Origin of the sequence: Klenkia marina (assembly GCF_900101025.1) — a bacterium.
Lineage (GTDB): Bacteria > Actinomycetota > Actinomycetes > Mycobacteriales > Geodermatophilaceae > Klenkia > Klenkia marina.
On record NZ_FMUH01000001.1, the window covers coordinates 774411 to 798589 of the forward strand.

The following is a 24179-nucleotide window of genomic DNA, read 5'->3' on the forward strand; positions in this document are numbered from 1 at the left end:
GGCCCGAGGAGGAGCGTGCCCCCCGGCGGTCACCGTCGGTAGTACTCGTCCGGGGGATGGATCACGTCCGGGTGAGTCCTGCACGGATGCACCCGGTGCCCGGTCACCCGTGGTGACGGGGCCGGACGGCGGACGGGCCGCACCACCGGGTGGCGGTGCGGCCCGTCCGTCCTGCTGTCCTGCTCAGGTCACGGCACGTCGGTGACGGTCAGGGCACCGAAGCGGGCCACGGTGCCGCTGGTCGCCGACCCGGACAGGTAGGCCGTGAGGCCCACCGAGCCGGCCGCCTGCAGCGAGGCGGTGGTGTCGGTCCGACTGATCATCGGTGCGGTCGGGGCGGCGTCGCCGTCGGCCCAGACCGACCCGCTGATGGTCGTCGTGCCCGTCCCGGTGACCCGGAGGGACACCTGGAGGACCTGGCCGGCGGTGTACCGACCCGGCAGCGTCACTTCGCTGCCCAGCACGGTCTCCGAGGCCGAGCCCGCCAACCGGGTGACCGCGAGGCCGACGGCGCCGTTGGCCTGGTAGCGCAGCCGCAGGCGGTACTCCTGGTTCAGCCCGACCCGGCGGCCGGCGACGTAGACCGTCGTCCCGCCGCCGGTGACGGCGCCGGACAGGGAGACCGAGGTCCGCACGTCCACCGCGGTGGAGGACACGCCCTGCAGGTAGGCGCCGGTCTGGTTGGTCGGGCTGGTCATCGCCAGCTGGGCCGTGCCCGGCGTCACCGAGAGGCGGGCCGCACCGTAGGTGGCGACCCACGTCCCGCCGAGGTCGGCGTTGCCGAGGCCCCCGTTCACCGTGCGACCGAAGGCGTCCGACGCCCGCACGGTCGGCGAGGCCGGGGCCACGGTGACCTCGCGGGTGGTGGAGCCGGTGGCCCCGCCGTCGTCGGTCACCGTGAGCGTCACGGTGTAGGTGCCCGGCGTCGCGTAGGTGTGCGACGCCTGCGACCCGGTCGCCGTGCCGCCGTCGCCGAAGGACCACGCCCAGGAGGCGACGGTGCCGTCGGGGTCGGAGGACGACCGGCCGTCGACGGCCACCGTCAGGGCACTTCCCGAGACGGTGACGCCGGCCGACGGTGCCCGGTTCGGCGGGTCGGTGGCGGTCACGTCGCGGGTGGCCGTCGCCGTCGCACCCTTGTCGTCGGTCACGGTGAGGGTCACCGTGTAGGTGCCCGCCGTGGCGTAGGCGTGCGTCGCCGTCGCCCCGGTGGCGGTGGCCCCGTCGCCGAAGTTCCACGCCCAGGAGACGACCCGGCCGTCGGTGTCGGTGGAGCTGGAGCCGTCCACGCTGACCGTTCGGTCGCTCGTCGTGGCCGTGAGGCCCGCGGTCGGCGCGACGTTCGCCGGCGGGGCCGGGGCCACGGTGACGTCCGTCGTCGTGGTGCCGGTCGCGCCGTCGTCGTCGGTGACGGTCAGCCGCACGGTGTAGGTGCCCCCGGCGGTGTAGGTGTGCGAGGTCTGCGCACCCGTGCCGGTGGAGCCGTCCCCGAACTCCCAGGCGTACACCGCGACGGTGCCGTCGGCGTCCGAGGAGCCGCGGCCGTCGAGGGTCACGACCAGGTCGGCCGCGGTGGGCTGACCGATCACCGCGGTGGGCGCCTGGTTCGGCGTCACCACGGTCACCGACTGCGTCGTCGACGCGGTCGCGCCGTCGTCGTCGGCCACCGTCAGCCGCACCGGGTAGGTCCCCGGGGAGGCGTAGGTGTGCGTGGCGGTCCGCCCGACCTGCGTGGTGCCGTCGCCGAACTCCCACGTCCAGGACGCCACGGTGCCGTCGCTGTCGGTGGAGCCGGTGCCGTCCACGGCCAGCCCGAGCCCCGTCGCGGTCGCCGTGAAGGCGGCCGTGGGGGCGCGGTTCGGCGGCGGGGCCGTCGTGGTGACCGTCTGGGTCGACGTGGAGGTCTGGCCCTTCGAGTCGGTGACGGTCAGCGTGACCTCGTGGTCGCCGGCGGTCTCGTAGCGGTGGCTGACCGGGGTGCCGGTCGAGGTGCTGCCGTCGCCGAAGTCCCACGAGTAGCCCGCGATGGGGCCCTCGACGTCCGAGGACGTCGAGCCGTCGAAGGTGACCTCCATGCCGTCGGCGGTCGCGGTGAACCGGGACACCGGGGTGGCGTCCGGGCCGAGACCGGAGGCGCGGAAGTGCGCCGCGACCTCGGTGGCCGGGAGGGCCCGGTCGTAGACCGCGGCCTCGTCGATGGTCGCCGCGACGTAGGGGTCGCCGGACCAGCTGTTGTCGCCGCCGACCCGCCAGTAGCCGGCGTAGTCCTGCGCACCGGTGTTCGGGTTGGTGCCGACCAGGTTGCCGTCGACGTAGAGCGCCATCCCGTCGGGGCCCATGGTCGCGGTGACCTGGTGCCACTTGCCGTCGTTGTAGGCGGCCGGGCTGGTGATCGTGTTCGTCTGGCCGGTCCACGTGCCGAAGGTCAGCTGACCCGAGGGCTCGAGGTAGACGTGGCGGTCGTAGCCGCCGCTGCCCCCGGATTGGTTGGTGCCGAAACCGATCAGCTTCCCACCGCGCGTGGTGGTCGTCTGGAACCACAGCTCGGTCGAGAAGACGAGCGGGTTGTTGACCTGCGTGCGGGAGTACAGCCCGTCGTCGACGCCGTCGAAGGTCACCGCGGTGTTGGCCGTGGTGCCCACCAGCGGCGGGCCGGCGACGGCGAGGGTCGGGCCGCCGGTGTAGGTGCCCCGGCCGCCGCCCGGTGCCGCGGCGGCAGCCGTGGTGGAGCCGGTCGCGTCGTCCATCCGCCAGAACAGCCGCGGGACGGAGTCGTAGACGGCGGCGCCGTAGGCGTCGGCCGGCTTGGACGGAGTCGGGGAGGCCTGGCCCGCGGCGGTCCAGTGCGCCGAGACCTGGGCCGGGGTCAGCACCTTGTCGAAGACGGAGAACTCGTCGACGAGGCCGTCGAGGGACTGGGTGTTGGCCCCGCCCCACATGTTGTCGCTGCCCACCCGCCAGTAGCCGTCGTAGGCGTCGACCGAGCTGCCCGGGCCGGAACCCACCAGCTGGCCGTCGACGTAGAGCGCCATGCCGCCCGCGCCGAAGGTGGCCACGACCTGGTGCCAGTCGCCGTCGTTGTAGGCGCGCGGGGTGTCGATGACCTGCTCACCGGGGCCCCAGACGCCGAAGCGCAGGCGGCCGTCGCTGAACATGTAGACGAACCGGTCGTAGTTGTTGCTCCACTGGTCCTGCGTGCTGCCGAACCCGACGATCCGGCCGCCCTGGGTGGAGGTGGTGCTGAACCACGACTCGACGGAGAACGTGGTCGGGTTCTCCGACCGGTTGTTCGCCACGACGTAGCCGAACCGGTTGTCCAGGTCGGCGGCGGTGCCGCCGGTGACGCCGACCAGCGGCACGCCGGCCTGGCCGCGGACGACGTCGCCGCGGTAGGAGCCGCTGTTGCCGTTGCCGGACAGGTCGGCGGCGCTGTCCTGGCCGCCGGACTCGCCGAGCCGCCAGAACAGGCTGGGCTCGTCGGCGACGACCGCAGCACCGTAGGCGTCGGACGGAGCCGGCGCCGTGGTCAGCGTGCGACCGGTGGCGGTGTAGTGGTCACGGACCTGCGCGGTGGTCAGCGCGGTCGGGTAGACGGCGGCCTGGGCCAGCTGGCCGCTGAACTCCAGCCGGTCGGCCCAGCCACGGCCGGTGCCCAGCTGCCAGAAGCCGCGGTAGTCCTGCCCCACGGTGACGCGACGGTCGGTGCCGACCTTGACGCCGTCCACGTAGAGGGTCTGGCCCTCCGGGGACATCTCGGCGACGACGTGGTGCCACTGGCCGTCGTTGACCGCCTGGGTCGTCCGGATGGTCTCGGCGCGGCCGGTCCAGATGCCGAACACCAGGTGGCCGCTGCCGTCGAGGTAGATGTGGCGGTCGTAGTTGTCGTTCTCACCGGTCGCGCGGTCACCGAAACCGGCGAGGCGACCCGACGGCGAGGTGGTGCTGAACCACAGCTCGAGGCTGAACGTGTTCGGCGCCTGCTGTGCCGCGCCGGACCCGCCCATGGTGCCGCGCGCCGCGCCGGTGCCGTCGCCGGTCAGCGACGTGGTCGTGGTCGGCGAGCCGTCGGACTGGGTCAACCCACCGGCGGTGACGACGTCGTTGAGCCCGACGTAGTCGTAGCTGGTGGTGCCGTTGACCGACTCCAGCGGCCAGTAGCCGGTGGCGCCGTCGGCGAGCACGCGCTGCGAGTAGGCCGGCAGGGTCGCCGAGGAGGCCCGCACCGTGGCGCTGCCGCGGGTGACGCTGTTGCCGTCGGGGTCGACGACGGTCACGCGGTAGGTGTAGCTGGTGCCGGCGGTGACGTTGCGGTCGACGAAGCCCAGCGTGGGCCGGTTCCACCAGACCGAGGCGGCGGTGGTCTCGAAGACCGGGGTGCTCGGCTTGTCGGAACGGAAGACCCGGTAGGTCAGGTTCGCGTTGTCGTTGTCGTACGCGGAGGTCCAGGTGACGCGCACCGAGCCCGCGGCCACCGAGAGGGCGGTCGGGGTGATACCGGCGTCGGAGACCGGGCCGACCTTCTTCGGGGCGACGTTCGGCATCGCGTAGCGCACCAGGCCCTGCTGGCCGGTGCCGCCGGCCCGGGTGAACTCACCGCCGTAGAGCAGGTAGTCACCGCTGGCGGTGATGTCCCAGCCGGCCTGGTAGGCGCCGGTGATCGAGCCGACGTTCACGTCGGGGAACCAGTGCAGCTCCTGGGGTGCCGGACGGCCGCCCCAGCCGTTGTACCGGTTGGTGCCCTGCGGGGTCAGCGACACCGCGGTCGCGTACTTGCTGACCCGCGGGTCCTGCTCCGGGAAGCCGCTGATGAAGTCGCAGTTGTGCGGGTGCCCGGCCATGTACAGCGCCCCGTTGAACGGGACGCTGGAGTAGGTGTCACCCAGGCAGCTGTTGACCCACTGCAGCGTGCCGCCGGTCGCGGTGGCCGCGAACGAGCCCTCGAGGTTGCCCGGGCCGTAGTAGTCGTAGCCGGTGCCGTAGACGGTCGATCCGGCGGCGTCGGTGGACAGGCTGTAGATGGCCGAGTTGACGCCCTGGTTCGTGATCAGGGTGCCCATCTCGAACGGGTTGGTCGCGCCGGTGGTCGCGTCGAGGGCGCCCACGCCGGAGGCCGCCTGGCCGTTGAGCGTGTAGAAGTGGCCCGAGACCACGACCTGGCTGCCGCCGTTGGTGATGACCAGCGACTTCACCTCGTTGGAGGTCTGCGAGTTGCGGGTGTTGCCACCCAGCTCGGGGGGCAGCCGGTTGCCCGAGGTCGGGCCGACGCCGGGCACGGGGGCCCAGCCCAGCAGCGCGCCTGCGGGGGTGACGGCGGCGAGCCGCGTACGGCTGACCCCGCCGACCGCGCTGACGGTGCCACCGAGGTAGACCGCGGAGTCGGTGACGCCGAGGGCCTTGACGACGCCGGACACGCTCGGCGCGAACGAGGTCAGCGAACCGCTGGCGACGTCGAAGGCCGCGATGCGGTTGCGGGTCACCGAGCCCACCCGGGTGAACTCGCCCCCGACGTAGAGCGTCCGCTTGTCGGGGCTCACGGCCAGGCTGTACGCCTGCGCGTTGAGGTTCGGGTTGAACGAGGAGACCAGGACCCCGGTCCTCAGGTTGTAGGCCAGCAGGTTGTTCCGCGACACCTCGTTCGTGCCGGCGGCCGCCCCGGCCGGGCGTGCGGTGCTGAACCGACCGGCCACGTAGACGGTGTCACCGACGACGGCCTGGTCCCAGACGACACCGTTGACCTGGGTCGTGGGCAGGGAGTCGGCAGTGACGGTCTGCGGAGGGGTGTAGCCGGCGGCATCGGCCACCGGTGCCGTGTCGGCACGGGCCGGCGTCGGCGCGCCGGCGAGGACGCCGATGGACAGGGCCGCGGCCAGCAGGCCGGCGGCGGCAGCGCGGAACGCGCCGGGGAGTGCAGTCGTGCCCATGGGTCTCTCGATCTCGCTGGCCGGCAAGCCCCCAGGCGTCCGGCATCGGATGTCACTCTGCGTGGTGTTTGAACTCGGCACCAGAGGGAAAACGACCTCGTTCGGATGAATTCCCTCGTGTCGGATCGGTAGTGCGTACGTCTCGTCGCCGTGCGTGACTGCGGCGATGACCCAGATACCGCTGGTACCGGGTTCTCGCAGGTGGGCGGGGCGTGTCCGGAGGCCGGCCGGTCAGGACACCGAGCCCCGCCACACCAGGTACGGCGCACCGGCCTGGTAACCGACTTGGATGGTCACGTCGCCGCGGTCCGTCTCCGGCACGTAGAAGACGTAACTGCCGGTGACCGACCCACCTGGGTCGACGGTCCCGCGCAACGGGCTCGCCTGGGGGTCGTCGAGGAGGGTGGCCGGGGTGAGGGCCGCGCCGGTGTACGCCTCCGCGGCCACGGCGTCGAACGAGACCGGGGCGTCGGTGCCGTTGACCAGCTCGACGGTGACCAGGATCGACGGGCCGTCGACGTTCCCGACGCCCTCCCCGTCACCCTGCACGGCCTCGATCGAGACCAGTCGACCGGTGACGCCGTCCCCCACGGCGGCCTCGTCGGACAACCCCACGGCGGGCGCGGTCGGTGGCAGGTCGGTCGCGTCGGCCGTCGGTCCGGTCGGCGCCGGCGTGGGCGGGTTCGTCGGCGCGGGCTCCGAGCCGACGGGGTCCCCGGGAACCGTGGTGGCGGGGGCCGCGGCATCGTCCTGCCCGTCGCCGCCCCGGGTGGACAGGAACAGGGCGACGGCGACCAGGACGACGACCACCGCCCCGACCACGACCAGGAGCCGACGAGAGGGCCGGCGGGTGGTGGAGGTGGGCGAGCTCATGACGCGGTCCCGTCCCGACGGCCGAGGGCCGCCATCTCGTTGCGCCAGCGCGGCAGCGCCAGCAGCAGGTAGGCGGTGGTGCCCAGGGCCAGGAGGCCGTAGGCGGTGAGGAAGAGCGGTGTGGCGCCCAGCAGGACGAAGACCAGGCACAGCACGCCGTAGTCGGTGGGTGCCACGAGCAACGAGCGCAGCACGCTGGCCCGCTCGCCGGGGACGGCGCGGGCCGCACGGGTACGGGCGCCGTGCTGGGCGCGCAGTGCCTCGTTGAGCAGCGTCAGCGAGAAGTGGGTGACGGCGACGACGGCGAAGCCGAGCGGCACGAGCAGCCAACCCACGGCCAGCTCGCCGGTGCGGTACAGCCCGACCAGCACGCACAGGTGGACGGCGACGACCTTGGTCGAGTCGACCGCGTGGTCCAGCCACTCCCCCGCCGGCGAGCCGCCACCGCGCAACCGGGCCAGCTGTCCGTCAGCGGAGTCCAGCGCGTACCCGAGGACCAGCAGCGCGGTGACCAGCGCGCCGGTCAGCCAGGTGTGCGGGGCGAGCGCGACCACGGCCAGGCCGGTGAAGGTGCACACCGCGCTCAGGCCGGTGACGGCGTCGGGCGTGAGCCCGCGGTGGAAGGCCAGCGCTGCCAGCACCCGGCCGACGGGACGGTTCACGAACCGCGAGTAGGCCGGCGCACCCTTGGCGCCCTTCTGCGCACCGGCCAACCGGCGCACCGTGGCCCCGACGGTCTCCCCGGGCTCGGGGCGGCGGGCGGGGCTCAGCGCGGCGCTCACGCGACCGACCGCAGAGAGGCGGGGCCGTCACCGTCGGGGTGTCGGGTGCCGGTGGCGACGGGCCCCGAGGGACCGGCCCTGCGCCCTGCCGGACGACGGCGCGGGAACTGGCGGGTCGCCAGCCGGTGCGCGAGGTCGGCGTAGCGGGCGGCGACGTCGTCCCAGTCGTAGGCGCCGGCGCGCTCGCGCGCCTGCGCCCCGCGCTTGCGGGCGTTGGCCGGGTCGTCCTCGGCACGGGCCAGCAGGGCCGGCAGGTCAGCCGGCGCGGCGAAGAACCGGCCCGCGACACCGAGGACCTCGCGGTTGAAGGAGACGTCGTGCGCGAGCACGGTCGCGCCGGCGCCCAGTGCGCGCAGCAGCGACGGGTTGGTGCCGCCCACGGAGTGCCCGTGCAGGTAGGTGGTGGCGTGTGCGTACAGGACGTCGAGCAGGTCCTGGTCCCAGACGCCGCCGAGGAACCGGACGCGGCCGTCGGCCAGGCCGTGCACCCGAGCGGTGTACTCGTCGGAGTAGGGGGCCGAACCGACCACGACCAGTGGCTGGTCGGCGTCGCTGGCCACGTAGCCCTCGACGATCTCGGCGACGTGGTTCTCGGGTTCGAAGCGCGCGACGACCAGGTGGTAGCCGCGGGCTGCGAGGCCGAGCTCGGCGAGGCGGTCGGCGGGCGGGTCGATGACCGGGGCACCGTAGGTGATCAGGTCGGTGGTGGCCCCGAACTGCTCGGTGTAGTAGTCGGCGATGCCCTGGGCGTCGGCGATGAGCGCGTCGGACCAGCGGACGGCGAGCGCCTCGGCCGTGCGGTAGTACCGCTGGCCGGCCCCGCTCCACTTGGTGCGCTTCCACTCCAGTCCGTCGACGTGCGTGGCCACCGGGATGCGGGCGACGCGCAGTGCCGGCAGCAGCGGGGCGTTGGCCGCGTTGAACACGAACGCGGCGTCGGTGCGGTGGGTGACCAGGTGACCGACCGAGAGCGCGGTGTGCGACAAGGTCTCCAGGGCCCGCTTGCGCGCAGCCGGTAGGTGCACCAGCCGCATCCCGAGGTGGGTGGCCGGGCGGTCGTCGGCGGAGCCGGGCGTGGTGCGGCAGTACACGACGACGTCGTGGCCGGAGTCGGCGAGCCGACGGCCCACCTCCTCGACGGCCGTCTCGAATCCGCCGTACGCGGCCGGGACACCTCTGGTGCCCACCAGTGCGATGCGCACGGTCGCCTCCATCTCGTTCTCGTTGCGGGAGTGCTGAGTCTCGGACCCATCGACCCGGCTGCGACCGCTCTGGAGGCGAGGGTCACCCGCCCGGGTGGTACGCCCTCCCCCGCGGGCGCCGTCGGCGGACCGACCCACCCCGTCGGGTCAGTAGGCCCCCGACGACGTCAGCACGGCCCGCCCGGTCCGCCACAGGATCGACGCGTCCATCGCCAGTGACCAGTTCTCCACGTAGCGCAGGTCGAGCCGCACGGACTCCTCCCACGACAGGTCGCTCCGCCCGGAGATCTGCCACAGACCGGTCAGGCCGGGCTTGACGAGCAGCCGCCGGGTCGCCGACCCGTCGTAGCGGGCCACCTCGACGGGCAACGGCGGGCGGGGACCGACCAGGGACATCGAGCCGCCGAGCACGTTGAACAGCTGCGGCAGCTCGTCCAGCGACAACCGGCGCAACCAGCGGCCGGTACGGGTGATCCGGGGGTCGCGCCGGATCTTGAACAGCACCCCGTCGAACTCGTTGGCCGCGTGCAGGCCGGCCAGCTGACCCTCGGCGTCCGCGACCATGCTGCGGAACTTGATCATCGAGAACGTCCGGCCGTCCTTGCCGACCCTCTCCTGCCGGAAGAGGACCGGACCCGGGGAGTCCAGCCGGACGGCGACCGCGACGGCGACCAGCACCGGAGCGAGCACCACGACGGCCGCCAGCGCCAGACCACGGTCCACGGCGGTCTTGACCACCCGCCGCCACCCCTCGAACCTCGGCTGCTCCACCGCCAGCAGGGGCAGGCCGTCGTAGGGGCGGATGTGCAGCCGGGGTCCGGCCACCTCGATCAGCCCGGGGGCCACCAGCAGCTCGATGCCGCTGCCCTCGAGGTCCCAGGACAGCCGACGCAGGTACTCCGCGGCGGTCTCGCTGGCGCTGGTGACGGCGACGGTCTCCGCCTCGAGCTCGGCGGCCAGGGCGCGGACGCCGTCCAGCCCGGCCACCGGCAGACCGGTGACCCCCTCGACGTGCCGCCGGTCGGCATCGGTGACGCAGGCGCCCACGACCACCAGCCCGGACGCCGGATCGGCCGCGAGCCGCTCGGTCAGGCCCAGCACGGCACGGCCGCGGCCGACCACCAGCACCCGCTTCGAGCAGCGGCCTGCCCGGCGCAGCGAGCGCAGCCGCCAGCGGGCCACGTAGCGCACGACGAGGGATGCCAGCACGAGCGTGGGCATGACGACCACCACGAGCGCCCGGGACAGGGCCAGCTCGAGGGCGTAGGAGGTGAACCCCATGACGGCCAGGACGCCGATGCCCCCCCGCAGGACCCGGGACAGCTCCTCACGGCCCAGCGCGGCGACGCGGGCCGCGTACCCCCCGGCGAGCGCCACGACGACGGGCCACATCAGCGGGAGCGCCAGGCAGACCCAGAAGAGGGTGTCGCGCGGCGAGCTCCACGTGCGCGACGACGCGATCAGCCCGGCGGCAGCCCCGAGCACGGCGTCGGCAGCGACCAACGCGCCCACGTAGCCGCGGATCCAGGAACCCTGCCGGACGGGGACGGAGCCGGGCGCGGACTCCGGGACGGCGGCGGGAGCACTCGCACGAGGCGCACGGAGGCTGCGTTGAGTCACCGCCACGCTGCTCACGTGGTCCGGCACCATGGCCTCCCCTCGCCGCACGTACACCCGCGCCCCCTCACTCGATGTAGTCGTCCGCTCGCGCCGTTGACCGTTCCCGGTGCTCTGGCCGGGAGGGTCGGCTGCGTTCCCCGGCATACAGTGACGGTGGGTGACCGAACAGGCAAGAGGTTCACGCGCGGTCCACCTGTTCGTGTCATCCGACGCCCGGACGAGCAGACGGTGACGCGGAGATGAACGACTACTCGGTGTAGTCGTTCGACCATCGACGGGTGAGTGCCTGGACGATCGACCTTCGTGACCCCACTGGGTGACGAGGTCGCCCGCCCACCGCGGGGCAGGGACGAACCGCCCTACCCTCAGCACGACCACCAGACAGGGGACCGAACAGTGCGCGACGACGACCCGGCGGACAGCTCCGCGGACGACCCGCAGGGTGCCCCCTCGGACGGGCCGGGTGACGACCGCCGGCAGGAGGTCGCGGACGAGGCGACCAGCGAAGCCGGCATCCCCGCGCGTCGGCGTCGGCGAGCCCTGCGCACGGCGCTGGTGTCCCTCGGCGTCATCGGCCTCGTGCTCGCCCTGCTGGTCGGCGGCGGCGCCTGGTTCCTGGCCGACCGCTACGGCGGCAACGTCGACCGGGTGCAGGACGTCTTCGCCGGACTCGACGAGGGCGACCGCCCCGCCCCGGCCAGTCCGGCGACGTCCACGTCCGCAGACCCCGTGACGTTCCTGCTGGTCGGCTCCGACACCCGCGCCGACGTGGTCGACGGGCAACTGCCCGATGCGCGCTCCGACGCGATCATGATCGCCCGGCTGTCGGGTGACCGGCGGCACGTGCAGTTCGTCTCGATCCCCCGCGACTCCTGGGTCGACGTCCCCGGGCACGGCAAGGACAAGATCAACGCCGCTTACTCCTACGGTGGCCCGAGCCTGCTGATCCAGACGGTGGAGAACCTGACCGGGGTGCGGATCGACCACTTCGCCGCCATCAGCTTCGACCAGCTGATCTCGATGACCGACCAGCTCGGCGGGGTCGACGTCCAGGTGGCCGAGACCACCACCAACGGGCCGTACACGTTCACCGCCGGGCTCAACCACCTCGACGGCGACATGGCCCGCTGGTACGTCGGTCAGCGCTACGACCTCCCCGGCGGGGACTTCGACCGGGTGAAGCGGCAGCAGAACTACCTGCGCTCCATGTTCGGCAAGCTCTTCGCCGCTGGCACCTTCGACAGCGTGGGGCAGGTCGACTCGGTGCTGCGGATCATCACCAGCTCCATCGCGGTCGACGACACCCTCAGCACGCCGGACCTGCTCTCGATGGCCTGGTCGGCCCGCGACGTCACGCCTGCCGACGTCGACTTCTTCACCGCACCGGTCCTGGGCACCGGCCGCGAGGGCGCAGCCAGCGTGGTCTACCTGGACTCCGTCACCGGGGCCCGCATGTGGGGCTACCTGGACACGGACTCGCTGGGGCAGAACGCCGACGAGTTCGCCGACCAGGCGCTGCCGACCACTCCTCGCTGAGCCGCCGGACCAGACCGCGCTCGGCTGCACGGACCGCGACGACGACCCACCCTGGACGACGGCACCGGCTGCGCGGTGTCAGATCGCCCGTCGACGGGCCCTGGTCGGGACCGTGCGGCTCATCAGCGCAGCGGTGGTCCCGGACGTCGCGACGCGCCCGTGCGCAGGGAACGCGGGAACGGCGGCAGCCAGCGGGGCCAGCAGCGCCGGGATCAGGGTGACGACGGTGGTGTCCATGGTCCCCCCGGTATCGGCACCGTCGTGCTCGGACTGGAGCCGAGAGCGAGGTCGATCCGCGAGAACCGGTCGCGTCCGACCACCAGGGCGAGCCCGCGGAGCGACGCACCGTCGGGCACCAGCGCGGTGACGACCCCGTGACGACGAGTGGCGCCGGTCACGGTGGCACGCTCGACCAGGTGGGTGCCCCACCTCGGTACCCACCCGCTGGTGCTCTGCCCGGCCGACCGTTGGGAACCCCTTGCACTTCACCCCCGCTGGCGCACGACGACTGGCCGGCAAGTTCCTGGCCGACGTCTCGATGTCGCCGATCTGGCCGGTCGTCGCCCGGCGCCGGGTCCTCGTCGCCGCCGGCCTCGACCTGGCCCCGTCGGTGGACGTCAAGGACCGGGTCCGTTTCGTCACCCGCAACACGACCGTGGGCGACGGCACCCGGATCAACCGGTACAGCTACTTCGAGGACCATGCCGGCGTGCACATCGGCCGCGAGGTGTCCGTCGCGGCGCACTGCAGGCTGCTCACCACCACCCATGAGCTGGGGCCCGCGGCCCGCCGCGCCGGCGAGCTGCAGGAGCGGCCGATCACCATCGGCGACGGGTCCTGGTTGGGCGCTGGGGTCATCGTGCTGCCCGGGGTGTCCATCGGTGCTGGTTGCGTCATCGCAGCCGGGTCGGTCGTCACCGCCGACTGCGAGCCGCACGGCCTCTACGCCGGAGCACCGGCCCGGCGCAAGCGCGACCTCGTCGACCGGGAGGTTCAGGTCCCCGCGGCGTCCAGCTGATCAGCGACCCAGGCGTCGGGCACGCGGACGAGGTCCTCGACCGCGGTCCCGGGTGATCGGCGGGCCAGCAGGCGACCGGTCGACACCGCGACCACGGGTGCACTCGCGCACCATCCGACCAGCCCGGCCACCACCCACCACGTCACGGGCACAGGAATACCGCTCTGCGCCCCACGATGGGGGGATGCGTGACGGCGTGTCACTGAACGAACGCGCGCAGTGGCGTCAGTACGCCCCGGAGCCCCTGACGACGGCACCGAAGGTCTTGGCCAGGATCATGAAGTCGAACGACAGCGACCAGTTCTCGACGTAGCGCACGTCGATGCGCACCGACTCGTCCCACGACAGGTCCGAGCGACCGCTGATCTGCCACAGCCCGGTGATGCCCGGCTTCACCAGCAGCCGGCGCCGCATGTCCACGCCGTACTGCTCGACCTCGCGGGTCACGTGCGGCCGCGGGCCGACCAGCGACATGCTGCCGCCGATGACGTTGAAGAGCTGGGGCAGTTCGTCGAGCGAGTAACGGCGCAGCACCGCGCCGACCCCGGTGATGCGGGGGTCCTGCTTCATCTTGAACTGCACGTCGTTGCCCTGGTTGGACGTGGCGAACAGGTGGTCGACCTCCCGGTCGGAACCGGGCCGCATGCTGCGGAACTTGAGCACGTCGAACGGTTCGCCGTCCATGCCGATGCGCTGGTGCCGGTAGAAGACCGGACCCGGGCTCGTCACCTTCACGGCGATCGCGATGGCCACCAGGACCGGCGCGGTCAGGAGCACCAGCAGCCCGGCGACGGTGCGGTCGAAAGCTGACTTGGCCCAGCGGCGCGGGCCGCTGAACTCAGGGCTGTCCATGTGGAGCAACGGCAGCCCGGCGACCGGACGGATCGCCACTCGAGTGCCCACGATCTCGGTGACAGCGGGGGCAAGCAGGAGCTCGGCGCGGGTTGCCTCGAGCTCCCAGCCCAGCCGGCGCAGGTGCGGGCCGTCGAGCTCGGGCGAGGGCAGCACGGCGACGGTGTCGACCTCGTACCTCTGCACGACCTCGGCGACCTGGGTCATGTCACCGAGCACAGGCAGGCCGTCGAACTCGTCCTGCGACTCGTCGACGCCTTGACCGGGGGGCAGCACGCAGCCGATGACGCGGTAGCCGTGGTGGGCCTCGCGCTCGATCTGCCTGTGCAGATGGGCCACAGCGTTGCGGTGCCCGACGATGACGGTGGTCTGGGTGTGCCGCCCGGCGGCGCGCTGGTGGTGCAGCACCGTGCGGTGCACCCATCGGCCGACCAGGGTCAGCACGGCGGCCATCGGGATGGCCGTCATGGTGAAGCCGCGGGCCAGGTCGAGCTTGAGCGCCCAGGACACGAACGCCACGCCACCGAGCAGCGCCAGTGTTGCCCGACCCACGCGGCGGTACTCCTCCGGACCGATCCAGAGGTAGCGCTCCTCGTAGCTGCGCGCGGCGAACATCAGGGCGACCCAGCCCAGCGGCATCGCGAACGCCAGGAAGCGCGCCGCCGACTGCGGCACGCCATCGATCGGGGCGTCGTCCCCGAAGTGGAACCAGTAGCTCACGGCAGTAGCCAGCGTGGCGGCCACGAGGTCGGTGAGGGCGATCCGGCGCCGGTACTCGCCGCGCCACGCTCGGCGGGCGTCCGTGCCCTTCCCGCGCAGGCGGGTGGCGAACGGCCGTCGACGGGCCCGCAGCGGTCGTGTCGGCCCGGTGTGCGGCGCTCGCGCCGCAGCACTCAGCTCAGTCGTGTCGATCACGTCGTTCGGTGTCCCCCGCACAGAGCCCCCGTGGCTCTTCCGTGGTGTCTGCCGTCCGCCGTTGGACGCTGGTTCAGGTGAACAGTATCGACCGATGTCACGCTGCGTCACCCGAGAAGTGGTGATCGACGGCTCAACCTGGATCGATGCGGGCGCCGTCTCCCCCAACGTGGCGGTCCGCCTACTCAGCGTGACAACCACCCCGTTGTGGTCACCGGTCGTTCATCGCACCGATCCGAGTCGGCCTCGTTCGTGAATCGCGTCACACCGCACGGCCAGGGAGGCCGCCCGCCGGGCACGGGCCCACTCGGCCCAGCCCTCTACCCTCGAACGTTGCAGACCGCCGCGGCACGCTCGTCCGCCGATCCCAGCCGGAGGAGCCCGTGCCCGACCAGCCCCCGCCCGACCCCGTGGTCGAGGTGACCGCCCGCCGAGGCACCGTCTCGGGGGGGCTGTGGAACGCCGCGGCGACCGTGCTGCCGATGGGCAGCACGCTGGCGCTGTCGATCGTCATCAGCCGCGAGCTCGGGGCGGCCGTGCTCGGCGAGCAGAGCGTGATCGCCTACGTGGCGTCCCTCCTGGTGTCGGTGCTGATCTTCTCCTTCACGAGCGCCAGCATCCAGCTGCTCGCCACCGCAGTGGGTGCGAAGGACGACGACCGGCTGGCATGGCTGGCACGCTGGTCTGGTTCTGCGCACCTGACCGGTGGGCTGCTGGCCGCGGGGCTCATGGCCGGCATCGGCGTCTTCCGCGACGAGTACCGGTTGCTGTGGTTCCTGGCCGCCGCGACCGCGCTGGTGGACGCCGTGGGCTGGTCCCGCACCGTGCGCGACATCGCGCACCGGGGCTGGACCCGCACCTCCCGACGGCGCCTGGTCGCCCAGGCCGTCGGCCCGCTCGCCTCCATCGCGGCGATCTACCTCGGCTGGGGCATCGAGGGCGTCTTCGCCGCCCAGCTGGTGGTCGCGGTCGGTCTGCTCATCACCCTCGCGCACCTGGACCGCTCGCTCCCCCGGCTCCCCCGCCGACCGGCGGGCCGGCCGGACTGGCGGCCCGTGGTCACCACCTGGCTGGCGTTCTCCGGGTCGATGCTGATCAGCCAGATCATCCAGCGCCGCATCGAGCTGGTGTTCCTCGACCAGTTCCACGACGGTCCCACCGTCGCCATGTTCTCCGTCGCGGCCAACGTCATCACCATCCCGGTCGTGCTCACCAGCACCCTGATCGGGGCGTCGCTGCCGGCGATCGCTGCCCGCTGGGTGCAGGACCCCGAGACCGTCACCGCCGTCATGGGCCGCACCGCGCGGGTGGTCTGCACGCTCGGCGTGCTGCTCAGTGCCGCCACCTTCGCCGTCGGGCCCGGCCTCGTCCGCACCGCCTACGGCGCCGAGTTCACCCAGGCCGCCGAGATCGTGCGCTACCTGGCGCTCATGCTGCTCGTCGTCCCGCTGGGCCAGGTGTGCACCACGCTGTGGACCGGCATCGGCCGGCTCCGGCCCGTGCTGTGGTGCGGCGGCATCGCGGCGGTCACCGACGTCGTCCTCGCCCTCGTGCTCATCCCGCCGTTCTCGTTGGCCGGCGCCGTCATCACCACCTTCGTCGCCCAGACGGTCGGCGCGGTGCTGATCCTCGGGTACACCCTGCGCCAGGGCGTCGCGCTGCACCTGGCCCCGTGGCGCCTCGCGGCTGCGGTGGGCGTCGCCGCTGCGGCGGCCGCAGCGGCGGTGCTGGTGCGCGCGGAGGTCGACGGCCTCCTGGGGGACGTCTGCGCCGGCGCCGTCTTCCTCGTCGTCGCCGCGGTCGGCGTCCGGCTGGCGCGGGTCTTCGCCGCCGATGACCTGCACTGGCTGGCCGAGGCCCTGCCCGGTCCGGCCGGTCGCGCCGTCCGGGTGCTCGCTCCGTGACCGGCCCCACCCGAGGAGAGCCAATGCGCATCACCCACGTCGTCGTCACCCCGTCCTTCGCGGGCACCGAGCGCTACGTCGTCGAGGTGGCCACCGTGCAGGCTGCCGGCGGCCACCAGGTCGCGGTCATCGGCGGCGATCCGACCCGGATGCGGGAGCTCCTGCCCCCCGAGGTCGACTGGCTGCCCGGGGACACCACCCGCACAGCGCTGGCATCGCTGCGCCGCACCGGACGCCGCGATGTCGTGCACTCCCACATGACGAAGGCCGACTTCGTGGCCCTCGCGGCAGCGCCGACCACCCGGGGGAGGCGCTTCTCCACCCGGCACATCACCGCCCCGCGGGGGTACGGCCGGGCGGCGAGGTTGCTCGCCCCTGTCGTGCGGCAAGCCCTCACCGCCGAGATCGCCGTCAGCGAGTTCGTCGCGCAGCACCTCGAACGACGACCCGAGGCAGTGCTGCTCAACGGCGTGCGCTCCCAGGAGTCCGGCCCTGCCACGCGGCGCGACACCGTGCTGGTGGCCCAGCGGCTCGCCCCGGAGAAGGACACGGACACGGCGCTGGCCGCGTTCGCGGCTTCGGGCCTGGCCTCCCGGGGCTGGACGCTGACCGTCGCCGGCGACGGGCCCGAACGCGTCGACCTCGAAAGGCGTGCGCACGGCCTCGGGCTGGGCGACGCCGTCGACTTCCTCGGGTGGGTGGCCGACCCGGCTGACCTGCTGGCCGGCTCGGCGGTGCTGCTCTCGACCGCCCCGGCCGAGCCGTGCGGGCTGTCGATCCTGGAAGCCATGGCCGTGGCCACCCCGGTCGTCGCCGCCGGCGCGGGCGGACCCCTCGAGACCGTCGGTCTCGTGCCCGGCGCCGCCCTCTTCCCCCCGGGTGACGCAGCCGCGGCCGGTCGTGTGCTCGCCCGTCTGGCCGACGACCCCGCCGGCCGGGCCGCTTACGGCGAGTCGCTGCGGGAACTGCAGCGGTCGTCGTTCGAGCTCACCGGCCACGTCGACCGACTGGAGCAGGTCTACCGGCGCTGACCCCGCAGGCCCAGCACGGTCCGCTTCGCCCCCCGCAGGACGCGGCGGTGCAGCGGCGCGGTGGCGAAGTCGATCACCCAGGCCCTGCGCGTCCGGGTACCGGCGTTGTTGCCCGCGCCGTGCACCGTGTAGAAGTCGTGCATCGTGACACCGCCGGCGGCGCACGGCACGTCGACAGCGGTGTCGGCGTCGACCTCGAGGTGGAACACCTTCTTGCCGCCCGGACCGGTGCGCTCCAGGTGCGCCATGCGGCCACCGAGGTGGCTGCGCGGCACGTACTTCATGCACCCGTCGACGACCGCGGTGTCCTGGAACGGCACCCAGATCGCCAACCCGTGGTCGAGCACCTGGTCGAAGCCGGCGTCCTGGTGCCACGACGTGGTGCCCCCGATGCCCGGCGGCTTGTAGATGGCGTGGTCGTAGGTCGAGTACGTGCCCGGGCCCAGCACCGTCCGCGCCACCTCGTGGGCCGCCGCCCACACCGCGGTCGCGCGCAACCGGGGCTCCAGGGTGGCGCAGTCGAGCACCTCGGGCACGGTCGGGCGCTGCGGGTCACCGCCGGCGCCGAGGTCGTGCGCCTTGTCCGCCGGCAGCTCGTCGAACCGGTCGAACAGTCCGTCGAGCAGCCGCCCGGCTTCGGCGAGGTCATCGGCGGAGACCCCGAGGTCGGGGAGGTGGGCGTACCCCTCGGCGCGGACCCGGGCAGCGAGGTGGTCGTACCGCCGGGTCCGCTGCTGCGCTGCAGTCATCTGCGGAAGCTATGTGCAGTCCCGGGGCCCCTGCTGGTCGGGAGGTGCGGCCGCGGCGTCGCCGACACCCGAGCACGGCCCGTCGTCACGCAGGGTGGTCGCTGACCTCCCGCTGGCGGACGAGGTGCTCGGCCAACCGCAGCGCCAGCGCGACGATCGTCAACGTCGGGTTCGCGTACCCGGCGATGGGGAACACGCTGCTGCTGGCGACGTACAGCCCGTCGACGCCGTGCACGCGCAGGTCGGGGTCGACCACCCCGGTGGTCGGGTCGGTCGACATCCGGGTGGTGCCGGCCGGGTGGAAGGCGTCGGCCACGCTCGCACGCCATGCCTCGTCATCGGTCATGGCCGGCAGCTCGGTCACCTCCGCCAGGCCATGGGTGCGCAGGTCCTCGGCCACCCAGCGCGCCATGGTCCGGCTGGTGCGGACCTCGGTCTCCGACACCCGCCAGTCGACCCGCGGCGAAGGGAACCCGAAGGCGTCGCGCCGGTCGGCGTCCAGGGTCACCCGGCTCTCGGGGTCGGGCACCTGCTCCAACCACACGTCCAGCCGCACCCGCGATGCCGGGCGGCCCGAGGCCAGGCCGCGCACCCAACGTCGCCATCCGGTGCGCACCGTGGGCAGCACCGCGCGGACCGCCAGCCGCAGGTCGGTGCCGAGGTCGTCGGGCAGCCGACGGCGCCGGAGCGCACCGGCCAGCCGCCGCACCGCGTCGAGCTCGGGTTCGTCGACCTCGTGCACCAGCACGGCGTTGGCCGCCACCAGCTCTTCGCGCTCCTGGGCCGCCGGCGCCAACCGCACCTTGGGCCAGATGCGGGAGTCGCGGGCGAACAGGTGCGAGGTGCGGTCCTGGAGCCAGGCGCGCCGGGTCGGCACCACCTCGAGCAGCGCGGCCACCGGGTGGTCCTGCAGGTACCGACCGGTCAGCTCGCGCCCCGCGCCCAACCCGACGCCCTCCGGGTCGGACAGCATGAGCAGCCGGGCACTCTCCACCGCACCGGCAGCCAGCACCACCGTCCCCACGGTGAGGAAGAGCTCTCGACCGGACGGGTCGCGCAGCTCCACCCCGCGGACCCGGTCGCCCTCGACCCGCACCCCGACCGCGGTGGCCGACACCAGGGTCTGCACCGTCGTCGACGTCCGCAGGTGCTGCCGGAACCGGTCGCCCAGGTGCGGCATGGGCGTGTACTCGGCGAAGTCGTCGAGCAGCCGGTCGGCCGTCCACGGCAGCGGCGACAGCCGGCGGTGCTCGGTCCACCGACCCCGGTCGTAGCCCCGGCCGCTCAGCTCGAACCACCGCTCCGCCGCCTCGTACCACGGGTCGAGGTCGGCCAGGTCGAGGGGCCACCCGCTGTGCGGCAACCACGGGCGTGGCGAGAGGTCACCGTCTCGCAGACGCGTGCACTGGCCGTGCCACAGCTGCGTGGCCCCACCGAGGCTGCGCTGCCGACCGTCGGTCAGACCCCGGTACTGCTGCCCGACCACCTCGCCCCCGTTCAACGGCGCCGCCGCCGCGACGGCCTCACCGTCACGGGGGTCGCCCCCGGACTCGACCAGCACGACCGGCCGACCGAGCTCCTCCAGCCGCAGGGCCACGGCCAACCCGGCCGCCCCGCTGCCGACGACGGCGATCGCGTCCGGACGGTCCAGCTCGGCAGCACCGGGTTGCAGTGCGGCGAGGTCGAGGATCATCGGGTGCGGGGCTCCATCCGTCAGGGGTGCTCGACCGCGGACCGGCCGAGCACCCAGCATGACCGCCGCCGCGGGGCCGCGCCGTCCCCCGCGCCGTGATCCCGGCAACCCCGCGCCGTTGGTGTGGCGCCGTGTGCACCCTGGTGGTCCTGTCCGACCTCGGCGACAGCGGCGCCCACCGGGTGGCCCTGGAACGGGCCACCGCGTGGGCGCAGGCCGGCGACCAGGTCGTCCTCCTCGTGCTCGTCCACCCCAGGCCCGGGGACCTGCCCGCAGCCTGGTTCGGGCACGACGCTGGGCGGCCCGCGCCGACGTGGTGGTGTCGGGGTCCGAGATCGGGCTGGGCATGCTCGTGGCCACCGCCGCGGCTCGGGCCGCTGGTCGACCGATCAGCGTGCTCGTCCAGTCCGAGCCCGAGCGGGCCATCTCCCTCTACGTCCGCGTTGGGCACGCCGAGCCACCCGCGCCGCGTTGACCACCGCCGCGCAGACGGTCTGCGTCAGCACCGGACCCGCGGCCGGGCTCACGCCGTCCCGGCGAGGCAGGGACACCGTGCCGTCCCCAACGCGGTCGCGGCCGCTCGCGGGCAGAGCGCTCCGCCTGTGGAGGTCGTGGTCCTCGGCGAGGGCGACGACCGGGTGGAGCTCGAGGACGAGGCCGCGCGGTCGCTCGGCGCAGCGCCGTCCGATCCCCCGGCCACGTCGCCGACCCGCACCGCGTCATCGGGGCAGCCGATGCGTTCGTGCTGTCCTCGCGCTGGGAAGGCTTCGGGCTCGTCCTGGCCGAGGCGCTGGCCGGTGGCACACCCGCCTGACCTTCGACTGCCCGACCGGTCCGCGCGAGGTCCTCGCCGACGGGGCCTTCGGCGCCCCGGTTCCGCCCGAGGACGCCGCAGCCCTGGGCCGGGCTCTTGCCGACCACCTGGCCGACCCGACCCCTCTGCGCGCTGCCGCGGCCCGGGCCGGGGCCGAGGCGCCACGCATGTCGACCCCGAAGCCGCCGCAGCCGTCCACCGGGCCGCACTCGCCCGGCTCGTCACCGACCGACGCTGAGCCGACCGGCGGGTCAGCCCGCCGGCCGGGCCAGCGCGGTCAGTGCGTCGCGCACAGCCGGGGGCGGGGGGCCAGCAGCGACCGCGGCCACCGCGCTGGCCAGGCGACCTGGCCGGGAGGTCGCCAGCAGCACCTCGTCGACGCCTTCGGGGAACCGCCCCAGCAGCGCCCTGGCCAGACCGCCCTCGCCGTCGTAGGCCGTGCCCGCCACGGCGGCCCGCCACCGCTCGGCAACGGCCGGGTCGGCGGCGAGCCGGTCGGCGGTGGTGCGCAGAGCGGCACCGCCCGCCCCCAGCAGCCCGTGCCCGACGCGGGTCGTCACGCCCGGGAGCGGGCCCACCGAGGAGTCGGCCGGACCCACGGCGTACTGCGCCACGGTGAACAGACCCTCCCCGCGCTCGACCGCGGCCGCGGTCGCGCTCACCTGCGTGGCCACCCCGACGGCACCGACGTCGCCAGCCTCCACCGCGCGGCGCAGCACGGCCACGAGGGCCGGAGTCACCTCGTCGGGCTGCACCTCGTGCAGCAGGTACCGGTCGACCCGGCCGCTCAGCCGCCGCAGCGACCGGGCGAGCGACTCCTGCACGGCGTCGGGGTCGAAGCGCCCTCGCGAGCGCTCCTGGCTGGCCCTGCGCAGCCGGCGGGTCACCGCCTCGGGCAGCACGGCCCGGGCCACCCGCACCAGCTGTCGACCACCGCCGCGGGTGCCGAGCGCGGGAGCCAGCCCGACCTTGGTGGCCACGACGTCGACCCCCTGCCGACCCTCCAGGAAGGCGCCGACCTCCTCCTCGGTGCGCCCACCGCCGTACGAGGGCGCCGTGTCGAACCGGCGCACCCCGGCGTCCCAGGCCTCCTGGAGCAGAGCACGGGAGGGGTCGTCTCCGGCGACCAGCCCGAACAGGTGGGCAGTGCCCGCCACCACGGTCGGGGAGTCGGCCTGGGCAGGTGTCCCGGTCATCTCCTCGACGGTACGGCTACGGCCGGTCCGGGGCAGGCCGGGGCCGTCGGCGCAGCAACCACTCACGCTGCAGGCGGCGGGGCACCCGGGCCAGTCGCTCCGGGTCCACGGCGTCGCGCAGCCGCACCGCGGCGCGCACCGGAGCGGAGCTCAGCCGCACCGAGCCGTTGCGCCAGTACAGGGGCAGACGCCACTCCGGCGGCCCGAAGCCGGCCGCACGGAGCAACCGGCGGGCGGTGATCGGCCGCGCCAGCGGGAACCACCGCTGGTTGGCGAAGTCCTCGCCGTAGGGCTGCGCCCCCCACGACTCGGCCTCCGCCACGGTGGGCCGGCGCCACAGATCCAGCAGCTGGGCCCAGACCGTGGGCCGCAGGTCGACCTCCGGCCCGGCCGGGCCCGAGTCCACGAAGGCCTCGACCGCCAGCTCCAGGGCCCGCCGGTAGTCCTGGAACGACCAGCCCGACGCGACCGGGTTGGTGGGGGCGGCCAGCACCGGCGCGACACGGTCGCCCTCGCGGGCGAACGCCGTCGTCGTCCCCTGCCGTCCCATGGCCAGGCTCTCGACCAGCATCACCGGGTCCTCCCCCGGCTCGCTGCGGGCCGGCAGACCACGGGCGGCGTCGACCAGCCAGGCCGCACTGCGCCCGAACAGCTCGGGGCCCAGCCGGCGCTCGGCCGGTCCGAGCAGCCCCACGAACAGGTAGGCCGCCGGTGCCTCTCGGCCCGACGCCGCGAGCAGGTCCTCCAGCGACCGGGTGGCCCGGCCCGTCCAACCGACGTCGACGACGCCCACCCGGCCGGGCCCGGTGACGCCCTCCTGGTCGAGGTAGGCCAACAGCAGCTCGGCCCGCTCCTCGGCCCGGCGGGTCGCCTCCGCCCCCACCGGACCCCGCTGCAGGTGCGCCTGCAGGTCGGCCCAGCCGGCCGCCCCGACCGGCTGGTCGACGGCCGGGGCCGTCAGCCACCGCGCCGGCGCGATCGCCGCGACCTCGTCGGGGGTGAGGTCGACCAGGTGCAGCAGCTCGCGCGGCGTGAGCTCCTCGGCCCGGAAGTCGTCGGGGATCCACAGGTCGCCCACCACGTCGTGCCCCTCCCGGCCCGCGGCGGCCAGCCGCCAACTGCGCCGCGACCCGTGCAGGTAGCGCAGCTCGGGGCCGTCGGCGCCGCGCGCGGCGGCGACCCGACGAGCGACGTCGAGCAGCACCTCGCCGTCGCGGGCCACGAAGTACAGCCGGTCCAGCCCGCGCAGCTCGGCCTCGCGCAGCACCCACCGGGCGAACCCGACGAACAACGGCAGGGCGACGGTTCCGGCGACCGACACCACCCCGGGGTCGAGGCCCTCCTCCCGGCCCTGCAGGCGAGCCGCGCGGGCGGCCGACGCGAGCCGGCCGGACACGCCCTCCGTGGCCTGCGCCCCCGCGGCCAGCAGCCGTTCACGGCCCGCCAGGTGGGCGCTGCGGTCGAGGGTCACCTGCCAGCCGCGCTCCAGGGCGTGGGCGCCGTCGGCCCACCGGTCGTCGCCGGTGTGCCACAGCTCGCCGACCGGCGCGCCCAGCCGCTCGGCGACCACGTCGAACAGGCCGCCGTGCTGCTTGGAGCTGCCGACGTCGGCCGAGGCCAGCACCTCGTCATCGGGGGCGAACAACCCCTCCCGCTCGAGCAGCTCCTGCAGGAACGGTGCGGGCAGCGGTGAGTCCGACACGTAGACGACACCGCGCCCGGTGCGTGCCCGCGCGGCCGCCACCCGGGCCACCGCGCCCGGCACGGCCCGGCAGGCGGCCCGCTCGACGTCCAGCTCCGCCGCGACCAGGTCGGCCGCGATCTCCGGCACCCCCAGCCGGGCCGCCGTCGCCGCCGCCAGGTCGGGCAACCGCACGTGCACCGCGACGTCCGTGGTGCTGTCGTGCTGCGCGGCCCGGCGGGCCGCGGCGTAGACCATGGGCGACACCGCGAGCACCCCCCGGTCGCGCAGGAGACGACCGGTTGCCTCGTCCACGTGCTCCGGGGCGCCCAGCGCGCGCACGAGCACGGTCTCGAACACGTCGAACGTCGCGACGGCCACGTGCCACCTCC

The 24179-nt window shown here is 74.0% G+C and carries 16 protein-coding genes and 1 pseudogene; 6 read left to right on the forward strand and 11 right to left on the reverse strand.

Annotated elements, in window-relative coordinates:
- Positions 1–188: 188 nt before the first annotated feature.
- From BLP29_RS03900 to BLP29_RS03920, 5 genes are all read right to left on the reverse strand, one after another.
- The gene (locus BLP29_RS03900; protein ID WP_092799904.1) at positions 189–5921 is read right to left on the reverse strand and encodes a PKD domain-containing protein; all 5733 of its coding nucleotides are present in this window, start codon (positions 5919–5921) and stop codon (positions 189–191) included.
- Between the two features lie 231 nt (positions 5922–6152).
- The gene (locus BLP29_RS03905) at positions 6153–6794 is read right to left on the reverse strand and encodes a hypothetical protein (protein WP_092799906.1); all 642 of its coding nucleotides are present in this window, start codon (positions 6792–6794) and stop codon (positions 6153–6155) included.
- Positions 6791–7576, reverse strand: coding sequence for a CDP-alcohol phosphatidyltransferase family protein (locus tag BLP29_RS03910; protein WP_207798281.1), 786 nt, complete (start codon positions 7574–7576; stop codon positions 6791–6793). The genes BLP29_RS03905 and BLP29_RS03910 overlap by 4 nt, the downstream gene beginning before the upstream one ends.
- Positions 7573–8790, reverse strand: coding sequence for a DUF1972 domain-containing protein (locus BLP29_RS03915; protein WP_092799908.1), 1218 nt, complete (start codon positions 8788–8790; stop codon positions 7573–7575). Before BLP29_RS03915 ends, BLP29_RS03910 begins: the two co-directional genes overlap by 4 nt.
- A gap of 135 nt (positions 8791–8925) precedes the next feature.
- A complete protein-coding gene (locus BLP29_RS03920; RefSeq protein WP_424321706.1) occupies positions 8926–10281 on the reverse strand; it encodes a sugar transferase in 1356 nt (451 codons plus the stop codon).
- Between the two features lie 513 nt (positions 10282–10794).
- Between BLP29_RS03920 and BLP29_RS03925 the strand changes: the two genes are divergently transcribed.
- Complete coding sequence (locus BLP29_RS03925; protein ID WP_243469673.1) at positions 10795–11934, forward strand: LCP family protein; 1140 nt, start codon at positions 10795–10797, stop codon at positions 11932–11934.
- Between the two features lie 78 nt (positions 11935–12012).
- Here the strand turns inward: BLP29_RS03925 and BLP29_RS20910 are convergent, their stop codons facing one another.
- Positions 12013–12171, reverse strand: coding sequence for a hypothetical protein (locus BLP29_RS20910; RefSeq protein WP_165839266.1), 159 nt, complete (start codon positions 12169–12171; stop codon positions 12013–12015).
- A gap of 241 nt (positions 12172–12412) precedes the next feature.
- On the opposite strand from BLP29_RS20910, the gene BLP29_RS03930 reads away from it, so the two are divergent.
- The gene (locus tag BLP29_RS03930) at positions 12413–12952 is read left to right on the forward strand and encodes an acyltransferase (RefSeq protein ID WP_243469674.1); all 540 of its coding nucleotides are present in this window, start codon (positions 12413–12415) and stop codon (positions 12950–12952) included.
- A 225-nt stretch (positions 12953–13177) separates the two neighbouring features.
- Here the strand turns inward: BLP29_RS03930 and BLP29_RS03935 are convergent, their stop codons facing one another.
- Complete coding sequence (locus tag BLP29_RS03935) at positions 13178–14719, reverse strand: sugar transferase (RefSeq protein WP_243469675.1); 1542 nt, start codon at positions 14717–14719, stop codon at positions 13178–13180.
- 383 nt (positions 14720–15102) lie between these two features.
- Here BLP29_RS03935 and BLP29_RS03940 point away from each other — a divergent pair, with 383 nt between their 5' ends.
- Positions 15103–16623, forward strand: a complete 1521-nt coding sequence (locus tag BLP29_RS03940) for an oligosaccharide flippase family protein (RefSeq protein ID WP_092799912.1) — start codon at positions 15103–15105, stop codon at positions 16621–16623.
- Positions 16624–16646: 23 nt separating this feature from the next.
- On the forward strand, positions 16647–17654 hold the full coding sequence (locus tag BLP29_RS03945; RefSeq protein ID WP_092799914.1) for a glycosyltransferase family 4 protein: 1008 nt from the start codon (positions 16647–16649) through the stop codon (positions 17652–17654).
- On the opposite strand, the gene BLP29_RS03950 is transcribed toward BLP29_RS03945, so the two are convergent.
- Together BLP29_RS03950 and BLP29_RS03955 are read right to left on the reverse strand one after the other, a co-directional pair.
- Positions 17642–18403: a phytanoyl-CoA dioxygenase family protein gene (locus BLP29_RS03950; RefSeq protein ID WP_092799916.1), complete on the reverse strand. Its 762-nt coding sequence runs from the start codon at positions 18401–18403 to the stop codon at positions 17642–17644. The genes BLP29_RS03945 and BLP29_RS03950 overlap by 13 nt on opposite strands.
- An 85-nt stretch (positions 18404–18488) precedes the next feature.
- A complete protein-coding gene (locus BLP29_RS03955) occupies positions 18489–20096 on the reverse strand; it encodes an FAD-dependent oxidoreductase (protein WP_092799917.1) in 1608 nt (535 codons plus the stop codon).
- A 319-nt stretch (positions 20097–20415) separates the two neighbouring features.
- On the opposite strand from BLP29_RS03955, the gene BLP29_RS20915 reads away from it, so the two are divergent.
- Both BLP29_RS20915 and BLP29_RS21945 read left to right on the forward strand, forming a co-directional pair.
- Positions 20416–20571: a hypothetical protein gene (locus BLP29_RS20915; protein WP_165839267.1), complete on the forward strand. Its 156-nt coding sequence runs from the start codon at positions 20416–20418 to the stop codon at positions 20569–20571.
- Positions 20572–20781: 210 nt separating this feature from the next.
- Positions 20782–20910 (forward strand): annotated as a pseudogene (locus tag BLP29_RS21945) (glycosyltransferase); the annotation flags it as partial.
- A gap of 251 nt (positions 20911–21161) precedes the next feature.
- Here the strand turns inward: BLP29_RS21945 and BLP29_RS03970 are convergent.
- The gene (locus BLP29_RS03970) at positions 21162–22106 is read right to left on the reverse strand and encodes an aldo/keto reductase (RefSeq protein ID WP_092799920.1); all 945 of its coding nucleotides are present in this window, start codon (positions 22104–22106) and stop codon (positions 21162–21164) included.
- 16 nt (positions 22107–22122) lie between these two features.
- Positions 22123–24168: a hypothetical protein gene (locus BLP29_RS03975; RefSeq protein ID WP_092799922.1), complete on the reverse strand. Its 2046-nt coding sequence runs from the start codon at positions 24166–24168 to the stop codon at positions 22123–22125.
- Positions 24169–24179: the final 11 nt, after the last annotated feature.